At 46.1% G+C, this 23856-nt stretch carries 16 protein-coding genes, 1 pseudogene and 3 CRISPR repeat arrays; of the genes and pseudogenes, 10 read left to right on the top strand and 7 right to left on the bottom strand.

The window, feature by feature from the left end; all coding sequences use genetic code 11:
• Positions 1-1101 (bottom strand): glutamate 5-kinase, encoded by a 1101-nt coding sequence (proB, locus tag D328_RS0116695; RefSeq protein ID WP_018886170.1) that lies wholly within the window; start codon positions 1099-1101, stop codon positions 1-3.
• Between the two features lie 636 nt (positions 1102-1737).
• Positions 1738-2842: a CRISPR direct-repeat array (repeat unit 32 nt; unit sequence ATTTCAATCCACGCACTCATGTAGAGTGCGAC).
• A 1405-nt stretch (positions 2843-4247) separates the two neighbouring features.
• Between proB and D328_RS0116685 the strand changes: the two genes are divergently transcribed.
• A complete protein-coding gene (locus D328_RS0116685) occupies positions 4248-4526 on the top strand; it encodes a hypothetical protein (RefSeq protein ID WP_018886168.1) in 279 nt (92 codons plus the stop codon).
• 158 nt (positions 4527-4684) lie between these two features.
• On the opposite strand, the gene D328_RS0116680 is transcribed toward D328_RS0116685, so the two are convergent.
• The 4 genes and pseudogenes from D328_RS0116680 to D328_RS31900 form a co-directional block, all read right to left on the bottom strand.
• On the bottom strand, positions 4685-5278 hold the full coding sequence (locus D328_RS0116680) for a hypothetical protein (RefSeq protein ID WP_154659153.1): 594 nt from the start codon (positions 5276-5278) through the stop codon (positions 4685-4687).
• A gap of 366 nt (positions 5279-5644) precedes the next feature.
• The gene (locus D328_RS0116675) at positions 5645-6367 is read right to left on the bottom strand and encodes a phosphodiester glycosidase family protein (protein ID WP_018886166.1); all 723 of its coding nucleotides are present in this window, start codon (positions 6365-6367) and stop codon (positions 5645-5647) included.
• 82 nt (positions 6368-6449) lie between these two features.
• Positions 6450-6842, bottom strand: coding sequence for a hypothetical protein (locus D328_RS0116670; RefSeq protein ID WP_018886165.1), 393 nt, complete (start codon positions 6840-6842; stop codon positions 6450-6452).
• A 318-nt stretch (positions 6843-7160) separates the two neighbouring features.
• A pseudogene (locus D328_RS31900) lies at positions 7161-7229 on the bottom strand (hypothetical protein); the annotation flags it as partial.
• A gap of 309 nt (positions 7230-7538) precedes the next feature.
• Positions 7539-8237: a CRISPR direct-repeat array (repeat unit 32 nt; unit sequence ATTTCAATCCACGCACCCATGTAGAGTGCGAC).
• A gap of 715 nt (positions 8238-8952) precedes the next feature.
• On the opposite strand from D328_RS31900, the gene D328_RS30345 reads away from it, so the two are divergent.
• Entirely contained in the window at positions 8953-9360 is a 408-nt protein-coding gene (locus D328_RS30345) for an AbrB/MazE/SpoVT family DNA-binding domain-containing protein (protein WP_018886164.1), read from the top strand.
• 168 nt (positions 9361-9528) lie between these two features.
• Here the strand turns inward: D328_RS30345 and D328_RS0116660 are convergent, their stop codons facing one another.
• Positions 9529-9750 carry a helix-turn-helix transcriptional regulator gene (locus D328_RS0116660; protein ID WP_018886163.1) on the bottom strand — a complete coding sequence of 74 codons (222 nt, stop codon included), beginning with the start codon at positions 9748-9750 and terminating at the stop codon, positions 9529-9531.
• Positions 9751-9952: 202 nt separating this feature from the next.
• On the opposite strand from D328_RS0116660, the gene D328_RS0116655 reads away from it, so the two are divergent.
• On the top strand, positions 9953-11302 hold the full coding sequence (locus D328_RS0116655) for a hypothetical protein (protein ID WP_018886162.1): 1350 nt from the start codon (positions 9953-9955) through the stop codon (positions 11300-11302).
• A gap of 472 nt (positions 11303-11774) precedes the next feature.
• Positions 11775-12545 carry a hypothetical protein gene (locus tag D328_RS0116650; protein WP_018886161.1) on the top strand — a complete coding sequence of 257 codons (771 nt, stop codon included), beginning with the start codon at positions 11775-11777 and terminating at the stop codon, positions 12543-12545.
• Positions 12546-13039: 494 nt separating this feature from the next.
• A CRISPR array of direct repeats spans positions 13040-13404; the repeat unit is 32 nt; unit sequence ATTTCAATCCACGCACTCAAGTAGAGTGCGAC.
• Between the two features lie 576 nt (positions 13405-13980).
• On the opposite strand, the gene D328_RS0116645 is transcribed toward D328_RS0116650, so the two are convergent.
• A complete protein-coding gene (locus D328_RS0116645; RefSeq protein WP_025677746.1) occupies positions 13981-15162 on the bottom strand; it encodes a pyridoxal phosphate-dependent aminotransferase in 1182 nt (393 codons plus the stop codon).
• Between the two features lie 229 nt (positions 15163-15391).
• Here D328_RS0116645 and D328_RS0116640 point away from each other — a divergent pair, with 229 nt between their 5' ends.
• The 6 genes from D328_RS0116640 to D328_RS0116615 all read left to right on the top strand — a co-directional run bounded on the left by D328_RS0116640 (position 15392) and on the right by D328_RS0116615 (position 23841).
• Positions 15392-16210 carry a carbon-nitrogen family hydrolase gene (locus D328_RS0116640; RefSeq protein WP_018886159.1) on the top strand — a complete coding sequence of 273 codons (819 nt, stop codon included), beginning with the start codon at positions 15392-15394 and terminating at the stop codon, positions 16208-16210.
• 268 nt (positions 16211-16478) lie between these two features.
• Positions 16479-16802, top strand: coding sequence for a hypothetical protein (locus tag D328_RS0116635; protein WP_018886158.1), 324 nt, complete (start codon positions 16479-16481; stop codon positions 16800-16802).
• 2 nt (positions 16803-16804) lie between these two features.
• On the top strand, positions 16805-17233 hold the full coding sequence (locus D328_RS0116630) for a hypothetical protein (RefSeq protein WP_018886157.1): 429 nt from the start codon (positions 16805-16807) through the stop codon (positions 17231-17233).
• 64 nt (positions 17234-17297) lie between these two features.
• Complete coding sequence (locus D328_RS0116625) at positions 17298-17612, top strand: hypothetical protein (protein WP_018886156.1); 315 nt, start codon at positions 17298-17300, stop codon at positions 17610-17612.
• Between the two features lie 331 nt (positions 17613-17943).
• Entirely contained in the window at positions 17944-20679 is a 2736-nt protein-coding gene (locus D328_RS0116620) for a glycoside hydrolase family 9 protein (RefSeq protein ID WP_018886155.1), read from the top strand.
• A gap of 150 nt (positions 20680-20829) precedes the next feature.
• On the top strand, positions 20830-23841 hold the full coding sequence (locus D328_RS0116615) for a glycoside hydrolase family 48 protein (RefSeq protein ID WP_018886154.1): 3012 nt from the start codon (positions 20830-20832) through the stop codon (positions 23839-23841).
• The last annotated feature ends 15 nt before the right edge of the window (positions 23842-23856 follow it).

The raw sequence follows: 23856 nt of genomic DNA, 5'->3' as shown, positions 1-23856 counted from the left end.
CTATAATGTAATCCACTCATCCCGATGGATGACCTCCAGGCGGTGGATGGAGCCGAGCTTGCTCACGATCTCCCCGCTGGGGAGACCTGCGATACTGCTCAGCTGGCTATCATCGTAATTGACAATGCCGCGTCCCAGAATCTTGCCCTCCGGCCCAACGACCTCCACCACATCACCCGCATGGAAGGTACCATCTACCCGGACTACCCCGACTGGAAGCAGGCTATGACCGCCATATACCAGCGCCTTCTCGGCCCCAGCATCCACATGCACGGAGCCGAGCGGTGTAGACATGAAGCCCAGCCATTGCTTCTTCATTGGAAGGGAGGAGAGTGTCGTATCAAAATAAGTTCCCTTGCCGCTGCCCATGACAGCCTGCATGAGATCACCTGACTCCTTTACCCGGCCTACGAAGACGGGAACACCTCCGCGCGTGGCCACCTTGGCCGCTTCGATCTTGGAACGCATGCCACCTGTACCTACAGATGAACCTGAGTCACCGCCGAGTGCGTGAATTTCAGCTGTAATTTCACCGATCCGCTCATATTTGACAGCATTTGGATTTTTGTGGGGGTCTGCACTGTACAGTCCGTCGGTATCCGTAATGATGACCAGGTGAGCGGCTTTGACCAGATTGGCGACCAGCGAGGACAGCATGTCATTATCCCCGAATTTCAGTTCATCGACAGAGACGGTATCATTTTCATTGAAAATAGGGACCACTTGCTGCCGCAGCAGCTCTTCGACAGTCAAGCCGGCATTGTTCATCCGTTTGCGAATGAGAAAATCACTTCGGGTCAACAGAATTTGGGCAGTGGTGATGTCATGTCTACTGAAGGCTTGCTGATAGCACTGCATTAATAATGCCTGACCGACAGCCGCTGCTGCTTGCTTCTCGTGCAATTGCTTGGGACGGGTCGGATAGCCGATCTCCCGAAAACCTGCTGCGACCGCCCCGGATGTGACGAGGAGCACCTCATGCCCAGCCGAGCGCAGCTGCGTTATTTCTGCCGCAAAAAATTCGACTGCAGCGCGATTCAAGCCACCCTCTGGTTCTGTCAAGGAACTGCTACCAATTTTGACCACTACGCGCGAAGACATTGTAACCACTTCCTTCTAGCTTACTGAAATGTTGTATACTGTTCCACTGAGGCAGGGAGTACATACGAAAGTGGGCATAACACAAAAAAACTTTCATCCTTTGCCAATGCAAAGGACGAAAGTTCTAGCTTCCGCGGTACCACCTTTATTGATGATGAATATCATCCGACTCTGCCTGTAACGTCAGGTAACGTCCTGCTGTGCAGGCCGCTCGGGGGTAGGGTTCGGAGGATACGGATGGTAAATTCTCTCAGCCTGTGGAATTTACTCTCTGAGCACCGCATGTACTCTTACTGGTCCCGTCAAAGCGTTTCAAGTTATTTGGTAACAGAATACCACGAACGGAGGGGGTTGGTAAAGCGTCTGTTGCTTTAAAAGAGATAGGCTACCTAAATGATTTTGTTAAATGACTTTGTTCTCTGAGGGAATCGCTACGGGCTCGGAGGTTTCTTTCGATCGCTGTTCAAGCCCGATTTCCTGAATGGATCAAAGTCAGCGTAGTCGAAATCGGGCTTGAAAGGCGACCACTCCGTTTCTCCAGAAATCCTCCGACCCTCCGCTGCATCGGCGCGTGTAAGTTCTTTCTATACCAAGATTGCGGTTATCGTCTCGTCATCTGTTTCCACGTAAAAGGAGATATTGAACCACGCGCTCATGAAGAGTGCGACATGTGCTGAGCAGTCTCAGGGTAGCGGTCACTCGGATTTCAATCCACGCACTCATGTAGAGTGCGACAGGGGAGCGCCCAAAGGTAATACGAATGCAACCGGATTTCAATCCACGCACTCATGTAGAGTGCGACCTTGATTCGTAAGTCTCCGTATCAATTACATCAATATTTCAATCCACGCACTCATGTAGAGTGCGACTCAGGAATGTAATCTGGCTTTTCTCCACTAGTGGAATTTCAATCCACGCACTCATGTAGAGTGCGACCCGTTACTGGAGAGTCTTGGGAGCGCAGCCGCTCAATTTCAATCCACGCACTCATGTAGAGTGCGACCATGGTGGATCGCGACGACCCGAAGAGCTATCCGTATTTCAATCCACGCACTCATGTAGAGTGCGACCCGTTACTGGAGAGTCTTGGGAGCGCAGTCGCTCAATTTCAATCCACGCACTCATGTAGAGTGCGACCATGGTGGATCGCGACGACCCGAAGAGCTATCCGTATTTCAATCCACGCACTCATGTAGAGTGCGACAACTAATTTATGAAGGGAGCTTTCGACATGGAAGATTTCAATCCACGCACTCATGTAGAGTGCGACAGGCGAACGGTTGACAAGCTCCTGCCCCATAGCTGATTTCAATCCACGCACTCATGTAGAGTGCGACGTTACTGCTCTTGATTCTGGCCCCGTTGCCGATCAATTTCAATCCACGCACTCATGTAGAGTGCGACAAGCTTCTTCCTGCTAATTGCGTAACCAAAGCATAATTTCAATCCACGCACTCATGTAGAGTGCGACTTTAACATTCCAGAACTAGCTTTTTCTAGGTTAGGAATTTCAATCCACGCACTCATGTAGAGTGCGACAATCTACTTTAATATTATTTATTCCATATTGAGGTAATTTCAATCCACGCACTCATGTAGAGTGCGACTTATAATTGAGCTTAAATGTTGCATCATCTTGAAAATTTCAATCCACGCACTCATGTAGAGTGCGACAGGCATTTCATTAGATATTATGTATACTAAAATAAATTTCAATCCACGCACTCATGTAGAGTGCGACAGCGGAAAACAGCGTAAACACGATGTATCCAGAATCTATTATACCGTATATCCATTACATTGGAGGCATTTAGACGATTTAAAACACAGTCGTGTTCACAATTCATTCACATTCGACTCGTTTTCGACAAAATCTGAGGTGCGAATCCCCCAGGGATTTCATGTGAGCTTGGGGTTCGCACCGAAGTGGTTACTTGCTTGGAGTGATCCAAGGGCTGCGATATTGACTATAAGTTGAGTTCTAGTAGTGGGGGGCAAAATATGATCACTAGCCAAGGGGTGAGCGTCGCCATGGCAAGAAGACATAAACGGAAGCCGGAACTCAGATAAAAACAGCCAGAGAAAAGCAAAGGGTACGTATAGAGAGGATGGGCAGGCAGGCTATTCTGTAGTAGACCGAATTATCCAAAGGGAGTAAGATGTTGATAACGTCCTAATATAAGACGGAAACGATGTAGGAGCGTGGAATACTTTTGGTCGAATCAATTAAAGGCTACATTATAAAATACTTTCATTTCATTACTCAAAAAAAAGGCTATGTTATAAAGTTCTTTATTACATTGTTTCTTAGCGGGCTTACATACTACCTTAGTACTGTTATCCCTCCACCTAGAAGAAGCCGCTGGTATTCACGCGAGTATTTAATTGATTTTATATTTACGGATCCTAAATTGTATTTGTTCACTACTTTAGTAAGCCTGGTTACATTGATAAACTTAATCTTTTTTGCTCTCTCAATACTTGTTGTTTCGGGTAAGAATTATTTTGATCATGATACAGAATTATCGAACATTGGTAAAATGTTTTATAAGCTGATTTCCGTTCTTGGTTTAATTGTGATTGTGTTTACTTTTTTGAACCAGAGTGTTTATTTTTTCTTTATAATCCTAAGTACAGTGGCGTTACTTATATTGGTAATTGCGGTTATTGCAATTAAAGAGAGTAAGAAAAAGCACCCATAGTGGTACTTTTCTTTGTCATGGCCATGCCCTGGCGAAAGTAGCCCAACACAAGGAATGTTTTTCCTAAATTACTGTCCGTCACTGGAAGATGCATGCTAGATTGAACTAGGAACTAGCAACGGATCAGGTCGGAATAGTAAAGAGTAGTAGGCATTGAGCCGCTATTCTTTCTTTGTTAAGGAGGAATTCCTTGGGGAGTATCTGATTAATGAAAGAAGTCTCAACCAATACGAGATGAGAGAGTCTTTGGAAATGATCAAGTACAGTTCACTTTTTCTACGTTCAGTAAAGTCTTGGAACGAAGCAAGGTCCTTACGCTAACGGGGAACGATAGCCCCGATTGGCCAGACGCACGGGGAACTTCATCCCTTTATGAAGTATATTCATACTGACAATGGACAACGCTTAGGATAAATATTAACTTATGCGGGAGGTAATCGCTTCTTGAAATTTGAACTAGGACGTTGCTTACTGAATGAACGATTGATGGAATCCGGAAAGTCAGCGGAATGGCTGGCAAAAGACTTGCTCTTAAAACCGGAACGAGTTTACGACTTTATTGAAAACAAGAGGGTGATGCCGCTCAAAATTGCCATATCAATTGCCGATTCCATCGGTTGTGATGTTCGTGACTTGTATGAGTTAGTTCCGTTCGACAATGACGTAAGGGAGATTGGTCTAAAAACTACAACGCATGATAAAACGGGAGAAGCCGTCCCCTGATCATTCAGGTATCCCCGGCTGAGATAGCGGCCCGCCACGTGCGGCATTATCGACAACATCTGCTAGACCTAGACGCTTGTTAGGTGGTTAATTGAAGGCGCAGTTTGGAAGTAATCTAGACATGTAACAGTAAAGACGGCATAAACCTTGTAGCTGATTTAATCGATGTTGGCAATCCCCCATTGTCCTTCTTTGTTTTTAGTAAAGAAAACGGTATTTCCTGTATTGTAGATAGAGCCGTCTGATGATTTTTTTGCATATCGAACGCCTACATGAATGTGCTCGCGACCGTCTATTGTCAATTTCTCTAGGATATCCAGATCATAAAACATATATTGAGCATCTTTGTCATCAAAAAATAGTGAGTCAAGATTGTACCCTGATTGCAAATGTGTCTGAAATTTCTCCTTATCCTGGGCAATAACGGCTTCAAGTGTTTCTTTTAATTTGGTAATAATCTCTTCATCAAAAAAGCTCTTTTTATACGCTTCAAAATCAATAGATACCTCTGGTTTGAACTCAGCTTCTGTAATTTCCTTAAACGCTTTGGTAGAAGGATCAATGAGCTGTTCTGGATCAGGATCGTTTGAGGTGTCTTGCTGAGTATGGGGATCTGAAGGTGGTTGGTTTGCAGGCTTGCTGGCTTCTGGATTCGTGCTAGAAGTATCTGTGTTAGCTTCTTGTCCACAGGCCGTTACAAGCATAAGGCCAACGATCCCTACAGCTAACACTCGGCGTGTAAATGTATTCAAATTCATCATTCCTCCTTTAAATGGTTAAACGGTAATAATCGGGAAAAAGTACGTTACAAAAATGCTGACAGTCCGTCTTTTTTGCTTCCTTTCCAAGATACTATATTAATGTTCATTAATCCCTTGTTACTGTTTCAGTTAACTAAGGCCTAATGCTTCACATACGAATCTCAGCACAAATATACATGTTTTTCTTTCAATAGCTAGAACATCTAATGAAATTAATGAAACAGTATAGATCTAAATAATATACAACTTGGGAACTGCTCTTGTAGCGTTTCCCTTTTTTATATGTAGTGAGAAAATGCCCAAGTGGGTATTGGGCTCCACTTAGGCAATTTCAAAGAACTTATGTTTTCAAGTTATTTAGGTATTCTTAAGACGAATCATATTATAAACGTAGCGATCACTATCGATTGGATTCTTAAGGGGGCTACCTACTTGCATTTGTGTAGAACCTGATCCGTCCAGCATAATAGAGTCAACCGCATCAAGCCCGAGATCATCCATAATATCTCGCATAAATGGTACACTGCCATGCCCGGCAATGAGATAGGCATCATTGTTCTTCCAGGCTAAAATCGTTCTATTAATTGGGAGGTAGTATCCTAGCTCGCCTTTAATAGAGGATCCACCCCAGCTTTCCAAATTATAGTCATTCCCGCCAATAACCATTTCCACCATGGACTTCGGATAATACTGATACACCTCATTTACATTTTTAATGTAAAGGTGTCTGGCTCTTAGGTTACCGTTCATATCCCGATAAAAGACAGCAGACTTTCGGGAAATCTCGTTCCCATTAACTGAGGTGTTCGACATGTAATTCTTACTCAATGTTCGGCCCTTATAAGTGACCGTTTGGTTTTCTTCCCCGGCTACATAAACGATAGAAGCACCTCCGGTAGGAGGGCTACTGTATCCGTCAGTCGCTTCGAAAAACCCGCCATTGATACCAACGTAAGCAGTCTTGTTTACTGGCCGCAAAATCGTTTCTGTTTTGATGTTGCTAAGCGATGTTTTGATAATGTTTTGCTCCCTCAATGAGGCCGGGATAAGTTTCCACGTATAGTATTCATAGTTTGCCATGTTGCATCTTCCTTTCAGATTTATTTTTCCTTTCATCTACATAGGAAAAATAAGAGAAGGAATTACAACCTAAAGAATTTGTTTATTTCGTTTTCCCTTGCTTTGACCACAGAAAATCCAACCCCGCAAAGAGCAAGGCGATTCCAAGATAGAAATAGCCGTAGCGGTGTAAAATTGTAGGAATAAGCATGGCAACTATGCCCGTCATCAGATAAATCAATGCACGAATAGAGAAGCGGACTTGAAAGGATTTCAGCAGGAAAAAAGGTAAGGCAAATGCGAGCAATACAACGGGATACACTAAAAATAAAGCAGCGATGACAAAGACTAATACGGATTCATTGGGCGACAATGAAAACGGAAGGTTTTCACCTCTTTGGCCATCCAAGTAAAAAGCTAGCGCAGTGGCAACGATGGAAAGAATCAGCAGACTTAATCCGGAGAATAACAAGCGTTGAACATTCGGCTTCATCATATTGGCTCACCCCTCTAAGAAATTAAACTATACGTATAGAGTCAAAGTGTACTAGATTCACTGGTATAGCGCAAAAAACCACCGTTAATAGGTTGGAAGCCTCGGTGGCTTTTGCTTGTCGTTGTGTAAGATGATTGTAAGGTTAACAACATGGCATTTCATCTTAAAAGGTTTCAACGTGGAGATCTTGAATTTGGTATCAATGTCTTGCAAAAATAGAATAATTATCGTAAAAACAATAAAGTATACAGCAAAAGCTGATTTAGCATTACATGCACTGTAGACTAGTTGTGGGCCCGGTGAGAATAAAGCCTCAGCTTAGGTAACCAACAGATGGCTTCTGAATTCATCAGGAGTCATCTTTTTTAATGTCCATTGGTAACGGCTTGAGTTGTCTCTTCTTCGCTAAAAATCTTTGAAGGTCCTGCTCTTAATCCCATGAAAGTTACCTTACAATTCTCTTAATGTTCCGATTCAAACAGAAATGACCCGTAAGAGGTCACTTTTTTCAAGGTGTCCATTTTACGGGTCACAGTTCAAAGGGAAGAAGAAGCCCTTTTTTCTAGCGTGTTTTAATAATAATTCGGTAGTTGATAGGAAGTTACACCTTCTAATGGTGTTATTAAGGTAAAGAACATCCAGCGACTTAAGTAGAGTGCGACGTCCGGATGAATCCACGGAAACGATCTGTAACTCATTTCAATCGACGAATTCACATAGAGTGCGACTTCGAATTGTCATGGAATCCGGTATGGCTATCTCCAGTATTCAATCCACGCACTCACATAGAGTGCGACGTTATAGCCAACAACAGGACCATTAGGAGTGTTACATTTCAATCCACGCACCCATGTAGAGTGCGACGCGCTTACGGAGATTGTTAAATGATTGGTTTTTTATTTCAATCCACGCACCCATGTAGAGTGCGACCCGATTCACTGATTGGTCTACTCAAAAAGGCCATATTTCAATCCACGCACCCATGTAGAGTGCGACTGAGAGGGGGCGGCGGTAGTGAGTAACTTCGTACAATTTCAATCCACGCACCCATGTAGAGTGCGACTTTGTGCTCTAAGATATCTCCCACCGTGACATCAAGATTTCAATCCACGCACCCATGTAGAGTGCGACTGTGTCCAGGAGCGCCCTTCGTGTTGGTGTAGTTGATTTCAATCCACGCACCCATGTAGAGTGCGACAAGCGCTGAATGCTTTACTTGTGGAACAACGCAATTTCAATCCACGCACCCATGTAGAGTGCGACTAAATCATAGAGGTGATTAAAATGGTATCATTAATTTCAATCCACGCACCCATGTAGAGTGCGACAATCCTGAGTCTCTGAAGTTTGAAGACCACACTGAATTTCAATCCACGCACCCATGTAGAGTGCGACAGCGAAAAACAACGTAACGAAGTTGTTTATACTCCTGGTTCTAACGCATAAACGTGAAAATAAAAAGGATAAGTGCTGCTTTCTTAGAAGCGTGTTCAAATCTTGTTCACATTCGACTCGTTTTCGACAAAAACTGAGGTGCGAATCCCCCAGGGAAATCATGTGAGCTTGGGGTTCGCACCGAAGGGGGACAGAATTCATCTGGGATATACATTTATTCTGATAAACATACTACTAATTTTCTGGCCATGGCCATTAATCGTGGCAGATTTCAATGTCCCTGAGTGCATCAAAGATTCTAGGTCAAAATTAATAGCACACAAACACTAGCAATGTGAGTTTGACTTGTAGGTAGAAAACAACCAGATGCACCAGCGGTAGCAGAGGGAAGGCCCAGTTAGTATCCCATTGCAGTTATCCCAACCGGCAAAGCCCTTCTATCTGCCATCCACTCCGAACAAGCCGATAGTAAAGCCAGTAAGCATTCCATCAGAAACAATGGCAGCTCTCACATTTCATAAAATAGATGTAATAGAAATATCGGACTTGTATATGGACATGTACTCCTACACTTTTCTTGATGACAAAGCAATTGGTTATAAAAAACAGACATATAACTATGATTACCATAATTGATACTTGTCTCCAGTATATTGGAAATAAAAATGACAGGACGCCTTACAATATATTTCAGGAAAGGGAGGAGAAGGGCGACATGGGCACAAGAACTGGAATGATCAGAGCTATTGATGGGATGGGTAGAATTGTGATTCCTGTGGAATTACGTCAATCCATGGAGATGGGGCCGAGCACGTTGATTGAGTTTTTTGCAGATACCGATACAGGAAACATGATGATGCGTCGATACCAGCTACAGGAGTGTGTGTTCTGTCAGTCCGAGGTGCAGATCAGCCCTTATCAGGAGCGATGGATCTGTGGGAGCTGCACTCTTGAGCTGAAATCCGTTGCTAGTCCGAAGGAGAACGAGAGTGGCAAGAGGATATTGGGAAGTGCAGGGACAAGGCAGAGGTATGCGGTACCCGTTGTGGTTAACCCACGCTCAGCGCGGAAGCATGGTGAACTTATTCGATTGCTTCGTGAAATAAGCAAAGGGAACAAGTAGATAAGATGCATTACATCGATCCTGAGTCGGGCTGGTATATGGGGGTATATCCGAGAAGATTTGTAGTCGTGGAACTAGCACTTTCGTAGAGAAAAACTACCGAGCAGGCTACACAACCTGAATCGGTAGTCGTTCCATCTCATGTGAATTTGGTCAGCGTGGGTATGATTACGAATCAGCTTGAGCAGCTTTGAACTTCCACTCATCTACCTCACGTGGGTCTACTTCCAGTACATGTGCTATTAATAGCGCCAAAGTGACGCTAGGGATCACAATACCATACTCAATATTTTGAAAGTGGCGCAACGTACAATTCATCGTATGGTTGATCTTGAGTACGAGCGCTTCTTGGGTAAGCCCGGCGGCTTCTCTGGCTTCCTTGATCCTCAATGACAATAACTCCTCATATTTGGTATACCATCTATGATAGATGAGGAAGAACGTATATATAACGTAATATAATTCGTGAATTATATTGCAGTAATTAGTATTCATTGTGTAGTATATAGAAAGTAAAAAAATCCCTTACAGAACCTTTTTATGGATGCTGCGAGAAGCTATACTTTGGACTATGGATAGAGGAGGTATTGAAGTGGAAGGTGGAAATACCATTCGTGAAGTACTCCATACATACTTACAGAAGAACAACCTCTCTTACGTCAAGTTTCACCAGATCTCTGGTGTGAATACAGGTACACTAAGCCGTCTGATACAAGGGAGCAAGCCTATTTCGCTTCGCCAGCTAGAACAGATTACAAGAGGCATGGAACTGCCAGAGGATGCGCTGTTTGATCTGTACGTAGAGGAGTGCATTGAGTTCTCTATTACTTTCCGTCGTATTGAACCCTTTATATTACGGTGTGCAGAGCTGGACCGTCTGGACTGTCTAGAAAGACTGGTGGGCCGATTGCTGGACAAGCTGCGGAATGTACATTTGTTATTCGTAGTCGCTGAGAAATTATTCGATCTAAACCATACCGAGGCTGCGGCATTGCTGTACTCGAGCGTGAGTGAAGCGGAAAGATACCAGCATTCAGAGCGATTGGCGATCTGTCGGTATCGCCTGTTCCAGATTTCACTGAGTAATAACGTGGAAGATAACCTGAGAGCGGCTGATGTGTTTGGGCACTATGTGAACCGTCTGGAGGAGTCTTATCAGGTGGAGGCACTGAGAGAACTGATCAATGTCATGATGACAGGTGGAAAATGGAAGCAGGTAGACCAACTGGCAGAACAAATGCTTCGGGTCGCATGCATCCAATATGAACGTCCTTCTGGGGAGAGGCAGCCCAAGGAACCGTATTACTCCTATATTTTGTATGGTTGGCTGATGCGTGGAACGGTGAGTGCCGAGCTTAAAGATTTCGAAGGGGCAATGCAATATGTCTCGTTATATGCCAATGGGGAAGCCTGCATTCATGAGCGGGATGAGGTGGCGCTATGGTACATTCAGCAGTTTAACGAATGGGCCATGGCCAACACGCTGTTATACCGATTGTTGTCCGGTGAAGTTGCTGTACTTGAGGAGTATGCAGACTTTGTGGCGGAGCGTCCTGAGGAGGTTAGTGTTGCACTGGGACATATCATGAAGACAGCCAATCGCTTTAATTTTGAGATTGATCATATACTGGAACGATTCTCGGCACATATTCCGTTTCAGGTAGTTCAGAAGAAAAGATTATATTATAAAAGTCCGATTCTTGCTGAAAGACAAGCACAGTTTTTCGCAGAGTTAGGGAAGTATAAGTCCAAAAAAAATCCAGCGACCGCTATCAAAATATTCCTTACAGGATTGGAGTTATCTGTTAAAATCAACAGTGTACAGAATATTGCGAACTACATGACGTTATTCGAATTGCATCGGGAATGGGCAACTGTAGAAGAGAAAGGCCAATTTAGGCAGCTTGCAAGAGAGGTGGATAGGCTGAATGCGGAAGATTAGCTGGTTAACCTTCGCTATGAGTAGTGCATTGGTTCTCGTCATTACGATAGAGAAGGTGATTACAACTTTGTCGCATGGATCAGGTACTTGATCTCACGGCATCTGAGTTGATTGTTCAATATCTGTGGTTTACTGGAGAGCCTCTCAGGTTTGAGGGCTCTTCTTTGTGTTGCACGAAAAAGAGTCTGGTCAGGAGTGATCATGAAGAACCCCAGGATTATTTGCTTGGGGTTTCAAAGCGTTAATCTTAATTGATTTATTACTAGGATCAGACATTCCTCGCTCAATATCTTATTTGTTCCTAGTTTGATACAGCAACTAGAGGCTTTCAGCGGGAAAGAGACTCCTGTCTTTTATATTTATCACTAATATTTGTCATATATAGTTAAAATGATATCAATGGAGGTGATAATGTTAAATGTGTAATTTAGTTTCTGAATGCTAATTAAAAAATAAAGTGAGGAGAATTCGAATGAGAAAATTAAGTAGTTGTGTGTTATCATTTGTGTTATTATTTTTGACAATAATTCCAAGTGTAGGCGCAAACGCAAGTGTATCTGTAGTGGATACCCCGATAGCCTACATAGACTATCTAGAGTCTCTTCCAAATCATTCTATTGCAGGACTAGATGCTTTCAATACATCGAATGAACCTGAAAGACAAGAATTTATTGATGGGTTCAAAAATCTATCAGAGAAAGATCAGCAGAGATTTGTTGATTATTTGAATGATCCTGAATTTGCAAAGAAAGTTTACGAAGCACAACCCACAGATGTTTTAGCGAGCAAAGTCACTCTTTTCAATGGTGATGTAGAGGTATCCTCTGACGTTGAGTTTTTTGATGATATTGAAAGTAATAGTAATATTTCACTTCAAGCAGTTGGGGATTCCTATTTCCCTTATGGCAAACATACGGCTACCACTACTGTAATGGGTCTGGATATAATTAAGACCTCTGTGTATCTGCATGTGGAAATAAAAGAAGTCAAAAAAAACACTAGTCAAATTGTTCAAATTCTTGAAAGTGGGGGGATAGTAGATCGAAACTATTACCCTGCATTAGACCTTTCAAAGAACGAGAGTTCAGCATTTTTGACTTCGGATAAGACACTTGCAACAAAGAAAGTTATTTGGGGTTGGAACTTTCTTTGGTCTGGTTTTGGAATGGTTGTTGGGAATAGAGAACAGTGGGTCCAGATTAATAAAGCGGGCAATATTACTGGAGGAGCCGCAAATCTATAAACTGAAGGAGCGGTTCGTATTAAAAAAATATTTATTGTAATTGGAGTTGTGTTGACAGTGCTAATTTTACTATATGTCGGCCTTATAACAATTTATAATGTTGAACCTTCTACTCATATGAAGATGTAACAATGAATTTTGCTTACGCTCAAAAAAGTTTCTAATGGATCACCGTTCTTCTGTCAGCGAAAGTGAGAGCAAATACCAGAGTTACCATGCTAATAATAGTTAATGAGGAAAGGAGCTCAGGGTAGATCCCCTGGGCTCCTTTCGTGTCATAACTTCACTTGTACCATGTGCAGTTAATAGGGTGATTGGCAAATCTTCCGTGAGGAAGGTGATATCTGAGGACTAGTTGCATTAATGCTAATGAAGGAGCTCGATTAGTACTAATCGCAGATCGAACCTAATGTTGTTTGTTCAGTTGAAAACCATCCGTGCACTCAAGTATAGTGCGACTCGGACCGTAGCCATGCGTTGAATGCTGAAAAGGTATTTCAATCCCCGCACTCAAGTAGAGTGCGACTTGCTATGGACTCATATGCGTATGCGTGACGAAGATATTTCAATCCCCGCACTCAAGTAGAGTGCGACTTGTCTGGATTCTTGGGTTTAAAGGTCATCAATATATTTCAATCCACGCACTCAAGTAGAGTGCGACTATTTGATGATTATTACCTGCACTCTAAAATCACGATTTCAATCCACGCACTCAAGTAGAGTGCGACGAGGTTGTTATATGTGACAGAGGACATTCGACAAATTTCAATCCACGCACTCAAGTAGAGTGCGACACGGCAGCTTGTCCCGGCTGCATGCCTGCATTGATTTCAATCCACGCACTCAAGTAGAGTGCGACAGCAAAAAGTAACTTAACCAAGTTGTTAGTACTCCTAATTCTAACGTTTAAGCGTGAAAATATAAAGAATAAGCGCGACTTTCTTAAATGTGTGTACACATTTCATTCACATTCGACATGAATTCGACAAAATCTGAGGTGCGAATGCCCCGGGAAAATCATGTGAGCTTGGGGTTCGCACCAAAAGCTAGCTAACAATCGTGCAGTATAGCTATTGCATTTTACAGCATCAGCAAGGGCAGTAGCGGAGGGTCGGAGGATTTCTGGAGAAACGAAGTGTTCGCCTTTAAAACCTTATTTACACCGCTACCTCTTTTATCTAATGAATAAATCAGGTTTTAACAGCGATCGAAGGAAACCTCCGAGCCCGCAGCGTCACGACGCCCGAAACCATGCCGGCAGCTTCATCATGCACGAATTCCGAGTCGAAGCCTCTTCACGAATAACATGCACGCAGTTCATCATGCTCGAATAGCGAGCCCCTTAGCGACTCCATACACAATTCCCCGAGCGGTTTAGTCTCTCCATTCACGAATTCTGCGCCCGCAGCATACCCATACCTGCGCCAGAAAAACCTTAGCCGAACAATCCCAGCCTCCCAATGCGCTGAGCGGCCTCAATGAGTCGTTCTTCCGAGCTCAGCAGCCCAATCCGAACATAGCCCTCTCCATGCGCACCGAAGCCAACGCCTGGAGCAACGGCCACCTTGGCTTCCTTGAGGAGCAGCTCTGCGAACTCGGATGAGCTGTACTTCTCAGGAACAGGCAGCCAGCTGAAGAATGAGCCTTGGGGACGATCTGCCTTCCAGCCGATCTGCTCCAATGCACCAAAGAAGGCATCACGCCGTGATTCATACCGTCCAACCAGCTCAGCAACACAATCCTGGGGGGCTGTCAGCGCATGGGCTGCTGCCGCCTGAATCCCTCCGAACAGGCTGACGTAGATATGATCCTGCAGCAGATTGATTTTGGAGATAATCTCCGCATTTCCGAGCGCGAAGCCGACCCGCCAGCCTGCCATATTGTAGGTCTTGGATAACGTATAGAATTCGATACCTACCTCCTTGGCTCCGGGAGCTTGCAGGAAGCTTACTGGCCGCTTGCCATCAAAGCCAATGGCGCCATAGGCGAAATCACTGGCAATCACAATCTGATGCTTGCGCGCAAAGGCAACCGTGTCCTCGTAAAAGGACAGCGGAGCTGTGGCAGACGTCGGGTTGTTCGGATAGTTGAGGAACATCAGCTTGGCCAACTCACGCTCCTGCTCCGAAATAGCCTGATAGTCAGGCAAGAAGCTGTTGCTCTCCAGCAACGGCATGAACGACATTTTCGCACGGGCAAGCGCTACACCTGACCAATAATCCGGGTAGCCGGGATCAGGCACGAGACATACATCCCCGGGATTCAGCAAGATTTGCGGTAGCTGTACAAGTCCCGTCTTGCCCCCGAAGAGAATGGCGACCTCGGTCTCGGGGTCAAGCACTACGCCATAATCCTCCAAGTACCGACGTGCGATGGCTTCCTTCAGGAAAGCATGCCCGGTGAACGGAGAATATTTGTGGAATTGCGGCTCTGTTGCAGCTGTCTGAAGCTCCTCGACAATATGCTGCGGCGTAGGCGTATCGGGATTTCCCTGTCCCAGATTGATGACATCATGGCCTGCTGCAATTTCACGGTTCACTTGCTGAACCAAGGTGGCGAAGAATTGTGTTGGCAATTCGTTCATGACTGTAGCAGTTGGGATTGGAAATGCGGATATATGATGCTGGACTGAGTTTGGGTTCATCGGTTTCACACTACCTTTATTGTAGGGTCTGAATTTCGTTAAAGCTTAATCTATCATGATATTCCCGGGTTGTATAGGGGGGATTAACCTGCTATCTGCATGAAATCACGGTTGCACAGAGCTGGATGAAGCGGCTATGATAAGGTCACTACGTTACATGAGAACCGAATATCGGGAGTATTATAGAAAAAGGAGGCGTATGATGTCACAACTGGGAGATTCACAGGTCCATATCGCACTTATTCAGGCGGATATCGCGCTTGGTAATCCTGAACACAATCGGAGTCATATCGAGAAGCTTATGCAGGAGGCCATTCAGACCGGCCCTACAGATCTGATCGTGCTGCCAGAGATGTGGAATACAGGCTATGCCCTAGATCGCATTCATGAGCTGGCTGATCCAGAGGGGCAGGAGACGCAGGCATGGGTCAGCGAATTTGCACGTGCACATGCTGTGAATGTAGTCGCAGGGTCTATTGCGGAGAAGCGCGCGGACGGACAGATCTACAATACGATGTACGTGTTTGATCGTGCAGGGAACACGGTAGCCTCATATTCGAAGATTCATCTATTCCGTCTTATGGATGAGGAGAAGTATTTGCAGGCTGGTACAGAGCAGGTACAGTTTGAGTTGGACGGGCACATCCGGGCAGGTGCTTCGATCTGCTACGATATCCGCTTTCCTGAGCTGGCTCGCTCACTTGCCTTATCAGGCGCGAATATGCTGATTGTTCCGGCGGAGTGGCCGCATCCAAGACTTCACCATTGGCGCACACTGCTCACGGCAAGGGCAATTGAGAATCAGATGTACGTGCTGGCCTGCAATCGCGTGGGACGCGGGGGAGAGACGGAATTTTTCGGGCATTCGACGATCATTGACCCCTGGGGGGAAATTGTCGCAGAGGGTGGTGAAGCCGAAGGAATCGTTCGGGGAAGCATTACACCAGGGCTCGTCACAGAGGTGCGAGGTCGCATTCCAGTATTTGAGGATCGGCGTCCGACACTGTATTCTTTGAATTAAATAACCTATTAGAATAAAATGTACTAATCAGTATATGTAAAATTATAATATGTAAATGTAATCATTATAATGGTGAGGAAAGTCCTGCTGCTGGATGGTCTGTATTCAGCGGCGGGATTTTTTTGAAGGTGCCGACTATGGGATCTGAGATATGGAGACTGTGGAGTCCTTTGCCGACTCGAATGATTAGGCAGGAACACATTCTTTTCTCCTGCATACTGTATCACGTAGGTTGTATAACTACTGGTATAGTCAAGGAGGGATTATCATGAGCATGCCGCAAATTCCAGAAGAGCGGTTCAGGCCCACTAAAGAAGAGGTTGTCATTGATCTCCTGAAGTCCATCGCGATGGAGGAAACGGCCATTTCTCATATATTGAATGCCGAGGCCGAGAAGATTCAAGCCTTCGTGGGCAAGAATCTGGATTTTCCAGGCTGTCCGACGACGAAGGAGATTATCCGTTTCAATGCGCAGGTGTTCAAAGTCATTGATGTAGTAGTGATGAAGGAATGGCTGCTGCTGAGAAAAATGGAAAATGCGATGGAGTTGGAGACGACTGCCTGCCACATTGAAGTTGAATGTGAGGAATAGTCATGATCCATCAGGAGCTGAAGGAGGTTGCTCAATCGTTAGATCACTATGTGGATGCAGTGTCCCGACTGTCACAGGCGATTGAGCAAAACGGAATTCCTGTAGATTCGGAAGCGTCTATGAAGCGATTGCTGATGCCCCTGCAATTTTTCACGGACACGATTATGCCGCGTTTCTCGGTGCTGCTGAATGGTGAGACACAGAAGTGGTATCTGCTCTCACGCAGGCTCGGCACCAGAATACGCACGCTGCAAGGCAATGAAGGTTCACAAAAGCGGCGTACTGTAGTGGCGCGACCGACTGTATACAAAACACAAACTGTATACAAGACATCGCATGTTGCGAGTCCCCCTACAATGGTTGTTCGTTCGCCAATTATTGAGATTCCTCCCTGGCTTCACCCTATGGCCAAAATTGGAAGAAGGGGCTAATGTCAGGACGACTCGTCTAAATGATGCCAGATTTGTGACAGATCAAAGCAAAGGAGGGAGTTGCTTGTCTCAGCCTACAATACCGAATATCACCCCAAAGATTACGGTTACCGAGAAGGATACCGTGAATTTGCTGCTAACCTCAATCGCTCTGGAAGAGATGTCACTCGCACATATCATGAATGCCGAGGCCGAGAAAATTCAGTTCATCCTTGGTACGCTGAATTCGACGACAAGATCGCCTGAGAAGATAACGAACCAGGATTTACTCAAGATTAATCAATCGGTGCTGGATATGATGCATGAAGTGATCCTCACGGAGATATTGCTGCAGATGAAATTCTCCAACGTGCTCAGGCTCGTGGAGAAGAAGAAGTAATCATTCGAGGGTCTCGCTCCTCTGAACGTATGGTGTTAAGAGTACAGGCTGGAAAAGTGGAGAAAATAAGTCCTTTTGCAGTCTGTACCAGGCTTTTGAAAGTAAACGGCCTAGACGAAAAAATAAAAAAAGGAAATCATAGTAAAAGAATGGATATTTTTTACTTATTGTGCTATATTGAATGCAGGGCCAGAGTAAGACAGGGCATTCACTGCAGCGCGTCCTTTACTTCAGATGAAAGTGAGGTGACGGGCTTTTTTGTGTTGCTGATCATGACGGAAAGGAGGCTCTACAGCTTCACCCAAATCATGAGAAGGAGGCACAGAACAGCATGGGAGGACGCAGCAAGCTTTCGGGAAAGAAAGCAGTTCGTTTTATGTTAGCGCTTACAATTGGTGCGGGAGTATATTCCTTTCCTGGCGCAATTCAAGCGGCTCCTACAGATTATAATTACGCTGAGGCACTGCAGAAGTCGATTTATTTTTATGAAGCTCAGCGTTCGGGAGCCTTGCCGGAAAATAATCGTGTCGAATGGCGTGGCAATTCCGGAATGACGGATGGATCGGATGTAGGTCATGATTTGACCGGAGGATGGTACGATGCTGGTGACCATGTCAAATTCGGTCTTCCGATGGCGTACTCCTCCACCATGCTGGCATGGTCCGTATATGAGTATCGTGATGGCTATGAGCAGACTGGGCAGCTCGATGAGATTCTCGACAATATTCGTTGGGCGACAGACTATTTTATGAAAGCGCATACTGCACCTAATGAGTTCTATGGCCAGGTAGGAAACGGAGCGGACGACCATAACTGGTGGGGACCTGCAGAGGTTATGCAGATGAACAGACCTTCCCACAAGATTGATGCTCAGCGTCCAGGTTCTGATCTGGCAGGCGAGACAGCAGCGGCGCTAGCTTCCGCATCTATTATATTTAAGGAGAGTGATCCTGCTTATTCTGCTGAACTGCTTCGGCATGCCAAGGAACTGTATCAATTCGCGGATCAGTACCGCGGTAAGTACTCGGATAGCATTACCGATGCTCAACAGTATTACAACTCCTGGAGCGGCTATGCAGATGAACTGAGCTGGGGTGGAGTATGGCTGTATATGGCGACGGGTGAACAGACTTATCTGGACAAGGCCGTTGCTGCGAGCAATCTATGGGGCAAGGATCAGAGTGGTAACTGGGATTACAAATGGGCTCATGCATGGGATGACAAGCATATTGGCGCATCCTTGCTGCTTGCTCGAATTACGGGAGATGCCCGTTACGTGAACACGATCGACAAGAATATCCAATATTGGAGCACCGGTGTGGAGGGAACCGGGGAAAGAATCAGCTATACGCCAGGTGGACTAGCTTATCTGGACCAGTGGGGTGTACTGCGTTACGCAGCGAATCAGGCTTTTCTGGCCTTCGTATATTCGGATTGGGTTACGGACGAAGGCAAGAAGGATAACGCTCGTGAGTTCGCCGAAAGTCAGATTCTGTACATGCTTGGCGATAATCCGCGGAATAGCAGCTATGTGGTCGGCTTTGGCAACAATGCGCCAGAGCATCCGCATCACCGGACATCGCATGGTTCCTGGGCAGATAGTCAATCCGTGCCTGACGATCACCGCCACGTGCTGTACGGTGCGTTAGTAGGAGGTCCGAACAAGTCGGATGGCTATACCGACAGTATCGGCGATTACGTGTCGAATGAGGTGGCTACAGATTACAACGCAGCCTTCACCGGTGCGCTGGCGAAGATGGCAATTCTGCATGGACAGGGTCAGCAGCCATTGGCTAATTTCCCGACACCAGAGGTGCGAGAGGACGAAATGTTCGTTGAAGCGGCAGTGAATGCCAGCGGGAATAATTTTGTCGAAATCAAGGCGCTGCTCAACAATCGTTCGGGCTGGCCTGCGAGAGTCAGTGACCAGATGAGCTTCCGTTATTATGTCGATTTGAGCGAAGCCGTAGCTGCTGGTTATGGTCCAGACGACATCACAGTGACGGCCTCTGGCTACAATCAGGGCGGTACAGTGTCTCCGCTTAAGCCGCATGATCCGGACAATCACATTTATTATACGGAGGTGGATTTTACAGGAACCAAGATCTATCCAGGTGGACAGTCGGCGTATCGCAAGGAAATTCAATTCCGCCTGTCAGCACCTCAGCACACAAGCTTCTGGAATAACAGCAACGACTACTCCTTCGAAGGCATCGCTTCAACAGGCACAACGCCTGTGAAGGCTATGAATATTCCGGTATTCGACGCTGGCCAGCTCGTATTTGGCAATCAACCAGGAGCCGGTCAACCGGGTACACCGACAGCTCCGGCAGCACCTCGCAGTGTCCAGGCGGCTTCCGGCGATGGAGAAGTCCGGCTTACCTGGGGCGCTTCTACGAATGCCCAGAGCTACAAAGTCTATCGTTCCGAGCTGAACGGGGGACCTTACACCGAATTGGATGCAACGCAAGACAAGAGCTATACAGATCGTGCAGTGACTAATGGTCAGCTGTATTACTATGTGGTATCTGCCCTGAACAGTGTAGGCGAGAGTGTATACTCGGTTCAGGTGCAAGGGGCGCCACGGGAGGTTACTGCGCCTGAGGTCGGAGCATTAAAGGTACAGTATCGCAATAATGACAGCAATGCTTCAGACAATCAGATTCGTCCCTCGTTGAAAATTATCAATACAGGCGATGAAGATGTAGCACTTCAGGATGTGAAGCTGCGCTACTATTTCACAGTAGATGGTGATCAGCCACAGCAATTCCACTGTGATTATGCTGCGCTGGGAAGCTCCAATGTGAAGGGAGAATTCGTGAAGCTGGATCAGCCAGTATCCGGCGCGGATTATTATCTGGAGATCTCATTCACCTCTGGAGCAGGTGTACTTGCCCCTGGAGCAGATAGTGGCGAAATTCAGATTCGCTTCAACAAGGCGAACTGGACGAATTATAACGAGTCCGATGACTACTCATACAACGGAAATATGCTCAGCTTTGGAGATTGGGATCGGATTTCACTCTATGTCGGGGAAGAGTTGACATGGGGAACGGAGCTGGATTAATAAGAGAGCTGGAACAGTTGAATAGGCAGAGCCAGCAATGGTGATTGTGCACCTTACTTCTTGTTCCGCCTCAATAGATCATTTGCCCAAAGAGAAGCAAGCTTCACACTTGATCATTCCAAAATTCATAATGGGAAGGAAGATTAGGGTATGAGGAGATTTACATGGAAAAAGCCTCTCTCCATCGCCATGACAGCAACATTGTCCTTAACTATGGTGTTCGGCTCCTTTCAGGCAACCGCATCAGCGGCTGCAGAAGATTCCACACCAAAAGCAGTAGCTTCCTCATCGGAAGCAACAAGATTCCTCCAACTGTATGACCAGATTAAATCGCCATCGAGCGGTTACTTCTCTGCTGAAGGCATTCCCTATCACTCTATTGAGACTCTGATTAGTGAGGCGCCAGACTACGGGCACATGACAACCTCGGAAGCTTACAGCTACTGGATGTGGCTGGAAGTGCTGTACGGATACTATACGGAAGATTGGAGCCACCTGGAAGATGCATGGGATAATATGGAGAAATACATTATTCCGATCAATGAGGGGGATGGCAAGGAAGAACAGCCGAGTCAAAATAAATACAATCCGAATAGCCCGGCTACCTATGCTGCGGAATATCCGTTCCCAGATCAATACCCTAGCCAACTGTCTGGCAAGCACCCAGCAGGAAAAGACCCGCTTGATGCTGAACTGAAGGCTACGTATGGTAGCAACCAAAGCTATCTTATGCACTGGCTGCTGGATGTGGACAACTGGTATGGCTTCGGCAATCTGCTGAATCCAAGCCATACAGCAACGTATGTGAATACATTCCAGCGTGGTGAGCAGGAATCTGTATTCGAGGCTATACCACACCCTTCACAGGATAACAAAACCTTCGGCAAGACTGGGGAAGGCTTCATGTCCCTGTTCACGAAGGAAAATCAAGCTCCTGCAGCTCAATGGCGTTACACGAATGCTTCCGATGCGGAAGCCCGTGCTGTGCAGGCGATGTTCTGGGCGAAGGAACTGGGATACGATAATGAAGTATATCTGGAAAAAGCCAAGAAAATGGGCGATTTCCTTCGCTACAACATGTACGATAAATACTTCCAGGTCATTGGCAGTGCTGCTGATGGCACACCACAGGCAGGCAACGGGAAGGATGCAAGTCACTACCTGATGTCCTGGTACACAGCCTGGGGTGGAGGTCTTGGTCAAGGTGGAGACTGGGCTTGGAGAATCGGGGCCAGCCACGTACACCAAGGCTACCAAAACGTAATGGCCGCATACGCTCTATCCGATGACGAGAACGGCGGTCTGGTACCGAATTCGCCTACAGCCCAAGCGGACTGGGAGAAGTCCCTGAAGCGTCAGCTGGAATTCTACACATGGCTGCAGTCCAATGAGGGTGCAATTGCAGGCGGAGCCACCAATAGCTATGGTGGTGATTACAAAGCATATCCTGCTGGCACAAGCACTTTCTATGATATGGCTTATGTGTCTGCTCCTGTCTATAAAGATCCACCGTCCAACAACTGGTTCGGCATGCAGGCCTGGCCTGTTGAGCGTATTGCCGAGCTGTACTACATCATGGCGAAAAATGGCGAAACGTCCAGCGAAAACTTCCAAATGGCAAAACAGGTTGTTCAGAACTGGGTTGATTGGTCGATGGACTATGTATTTGCCAACGAGCGTCCGGTTACAGACAATGACGGTTACTATCTGAATGCAGCTGGTACCCGCATTCTTGGTGGTAAAAATGCACAAGTAGCTACAACGTCGGCTCCAGGTGAATTCTGGCTGCCAAGCAATCTGGAGTGGTCAGGTCAGCCTGCGACTTGGAATGGCTTTGCAGGTCATGCGCCTAACACGAATCTTCGTGTAGTTACCAAGGCTCCTGGGCAAGATGTTGGTGTACTGGGAAGCTATGTTAAAGCGCTCACATTCTTCGCTGCTGCCACGAAGCTGGAAAATGGCGAATATACAGCGCTGGGCAACGAGGCTGCTCAATTGTCCAAGGATCTGCTGGATGTAGCTTGGGATTACAATGATGGCATCGGGATCGTAACGACGGAGAAAAACGGTTCCTACTCCCGTTACTTCGAAAAAGAAGTATTCTTCCCGGCTGGCTGGACTGGAAAAGGTGGCCAAGGCAACATTATGCCAGGAAACAATACCATTCCTTCTGACCCTGCTAGAGGAGGAAACGGCGTCTATGCAAGCTTTGTCGACATCCGTCCGAAGCTGAAGGAAGATCCAAAATGGTCTTACCTTGAGAATCTGTACAACAGCTCCTGGAACCCAGTGACAAAAACTTGGGAGAACGGCGAACCAGAATTTACGTACCATCGCTTCTGGTCGCAAGTAGACATTGCTACCGCTTACGCTGAGTATGATCGTCTGATTAATGGCGGAATTGGCGAGCCAGAACCAGCTGCTCCAAAAGCACCAACGAATCTCAAAGCAACAGCTGGAGATCAAGAGGTGACGTTGAGCTGGAGCAAGTCTACTGGAGCTGATAGCTATACTGTCAAACGCTCCACAACAGCTGGAGGTCCTTATACGACTGTGACAACAGTAACCAACAGCACGTACACAGATGTTCAACTGGTAAATGACACTCCATACTTCTATGTAGTGAATGCTGTAAATGCCATCGGCACAAGTCCTGATTCGGCCGAGGTTCGCGCTGTCCCTACAGCCGCACCTGAACCGGCTGTGGGCGATGTGAAGGTTGAATACAGAACCAGTGATACCAATGCGAGTGACAACCAGATTCGCTTCAATCTTCGATTGACGAATCATGGAACGGAGGCTGTTAATCTCAGCGACGTGAAGGTCCGGTATTACTACACCGTTGAAGGCGGACAGTCCCAAGAATTCCATTGTGACTATGCGGCGGTGGGTAGCGGCAATGTTCGCGGAACCTTCGTGCCACTGTCAGGGGCGGTAGCGGGTGCCGATCATTATCTGGAGATTTCCTTCGCTTCTGGAGCAGGAACGCTGGAGCCTGGTGCAAATTCTGGCGACATTCAGATCCGTGTGAACAAGTCGGATTGGTCTAACTACAATGAGAGCGATGACTTCTCCTACGATTCAACGAAGACTTCTTATACTGAATGGGAGAAGACTCCATTGTACCTGAACAATACGCTGATCTGGGGCTTGGAGCCTTGATCTGATATTAGTGGT

The organism is Paenibacillus massiliensis 2301065 = DSM 16942 (genome assembly GCF_000377505.1).
GTDB lineage: Bacteria > Bacillota > Bacilli > Paenibacillales > Paenibacillaceae > Paenibacillus > Paenibacillus massiliensis.
This window is presented reverse-complemented; position numbering and strand designations above follow the sequence as displayed.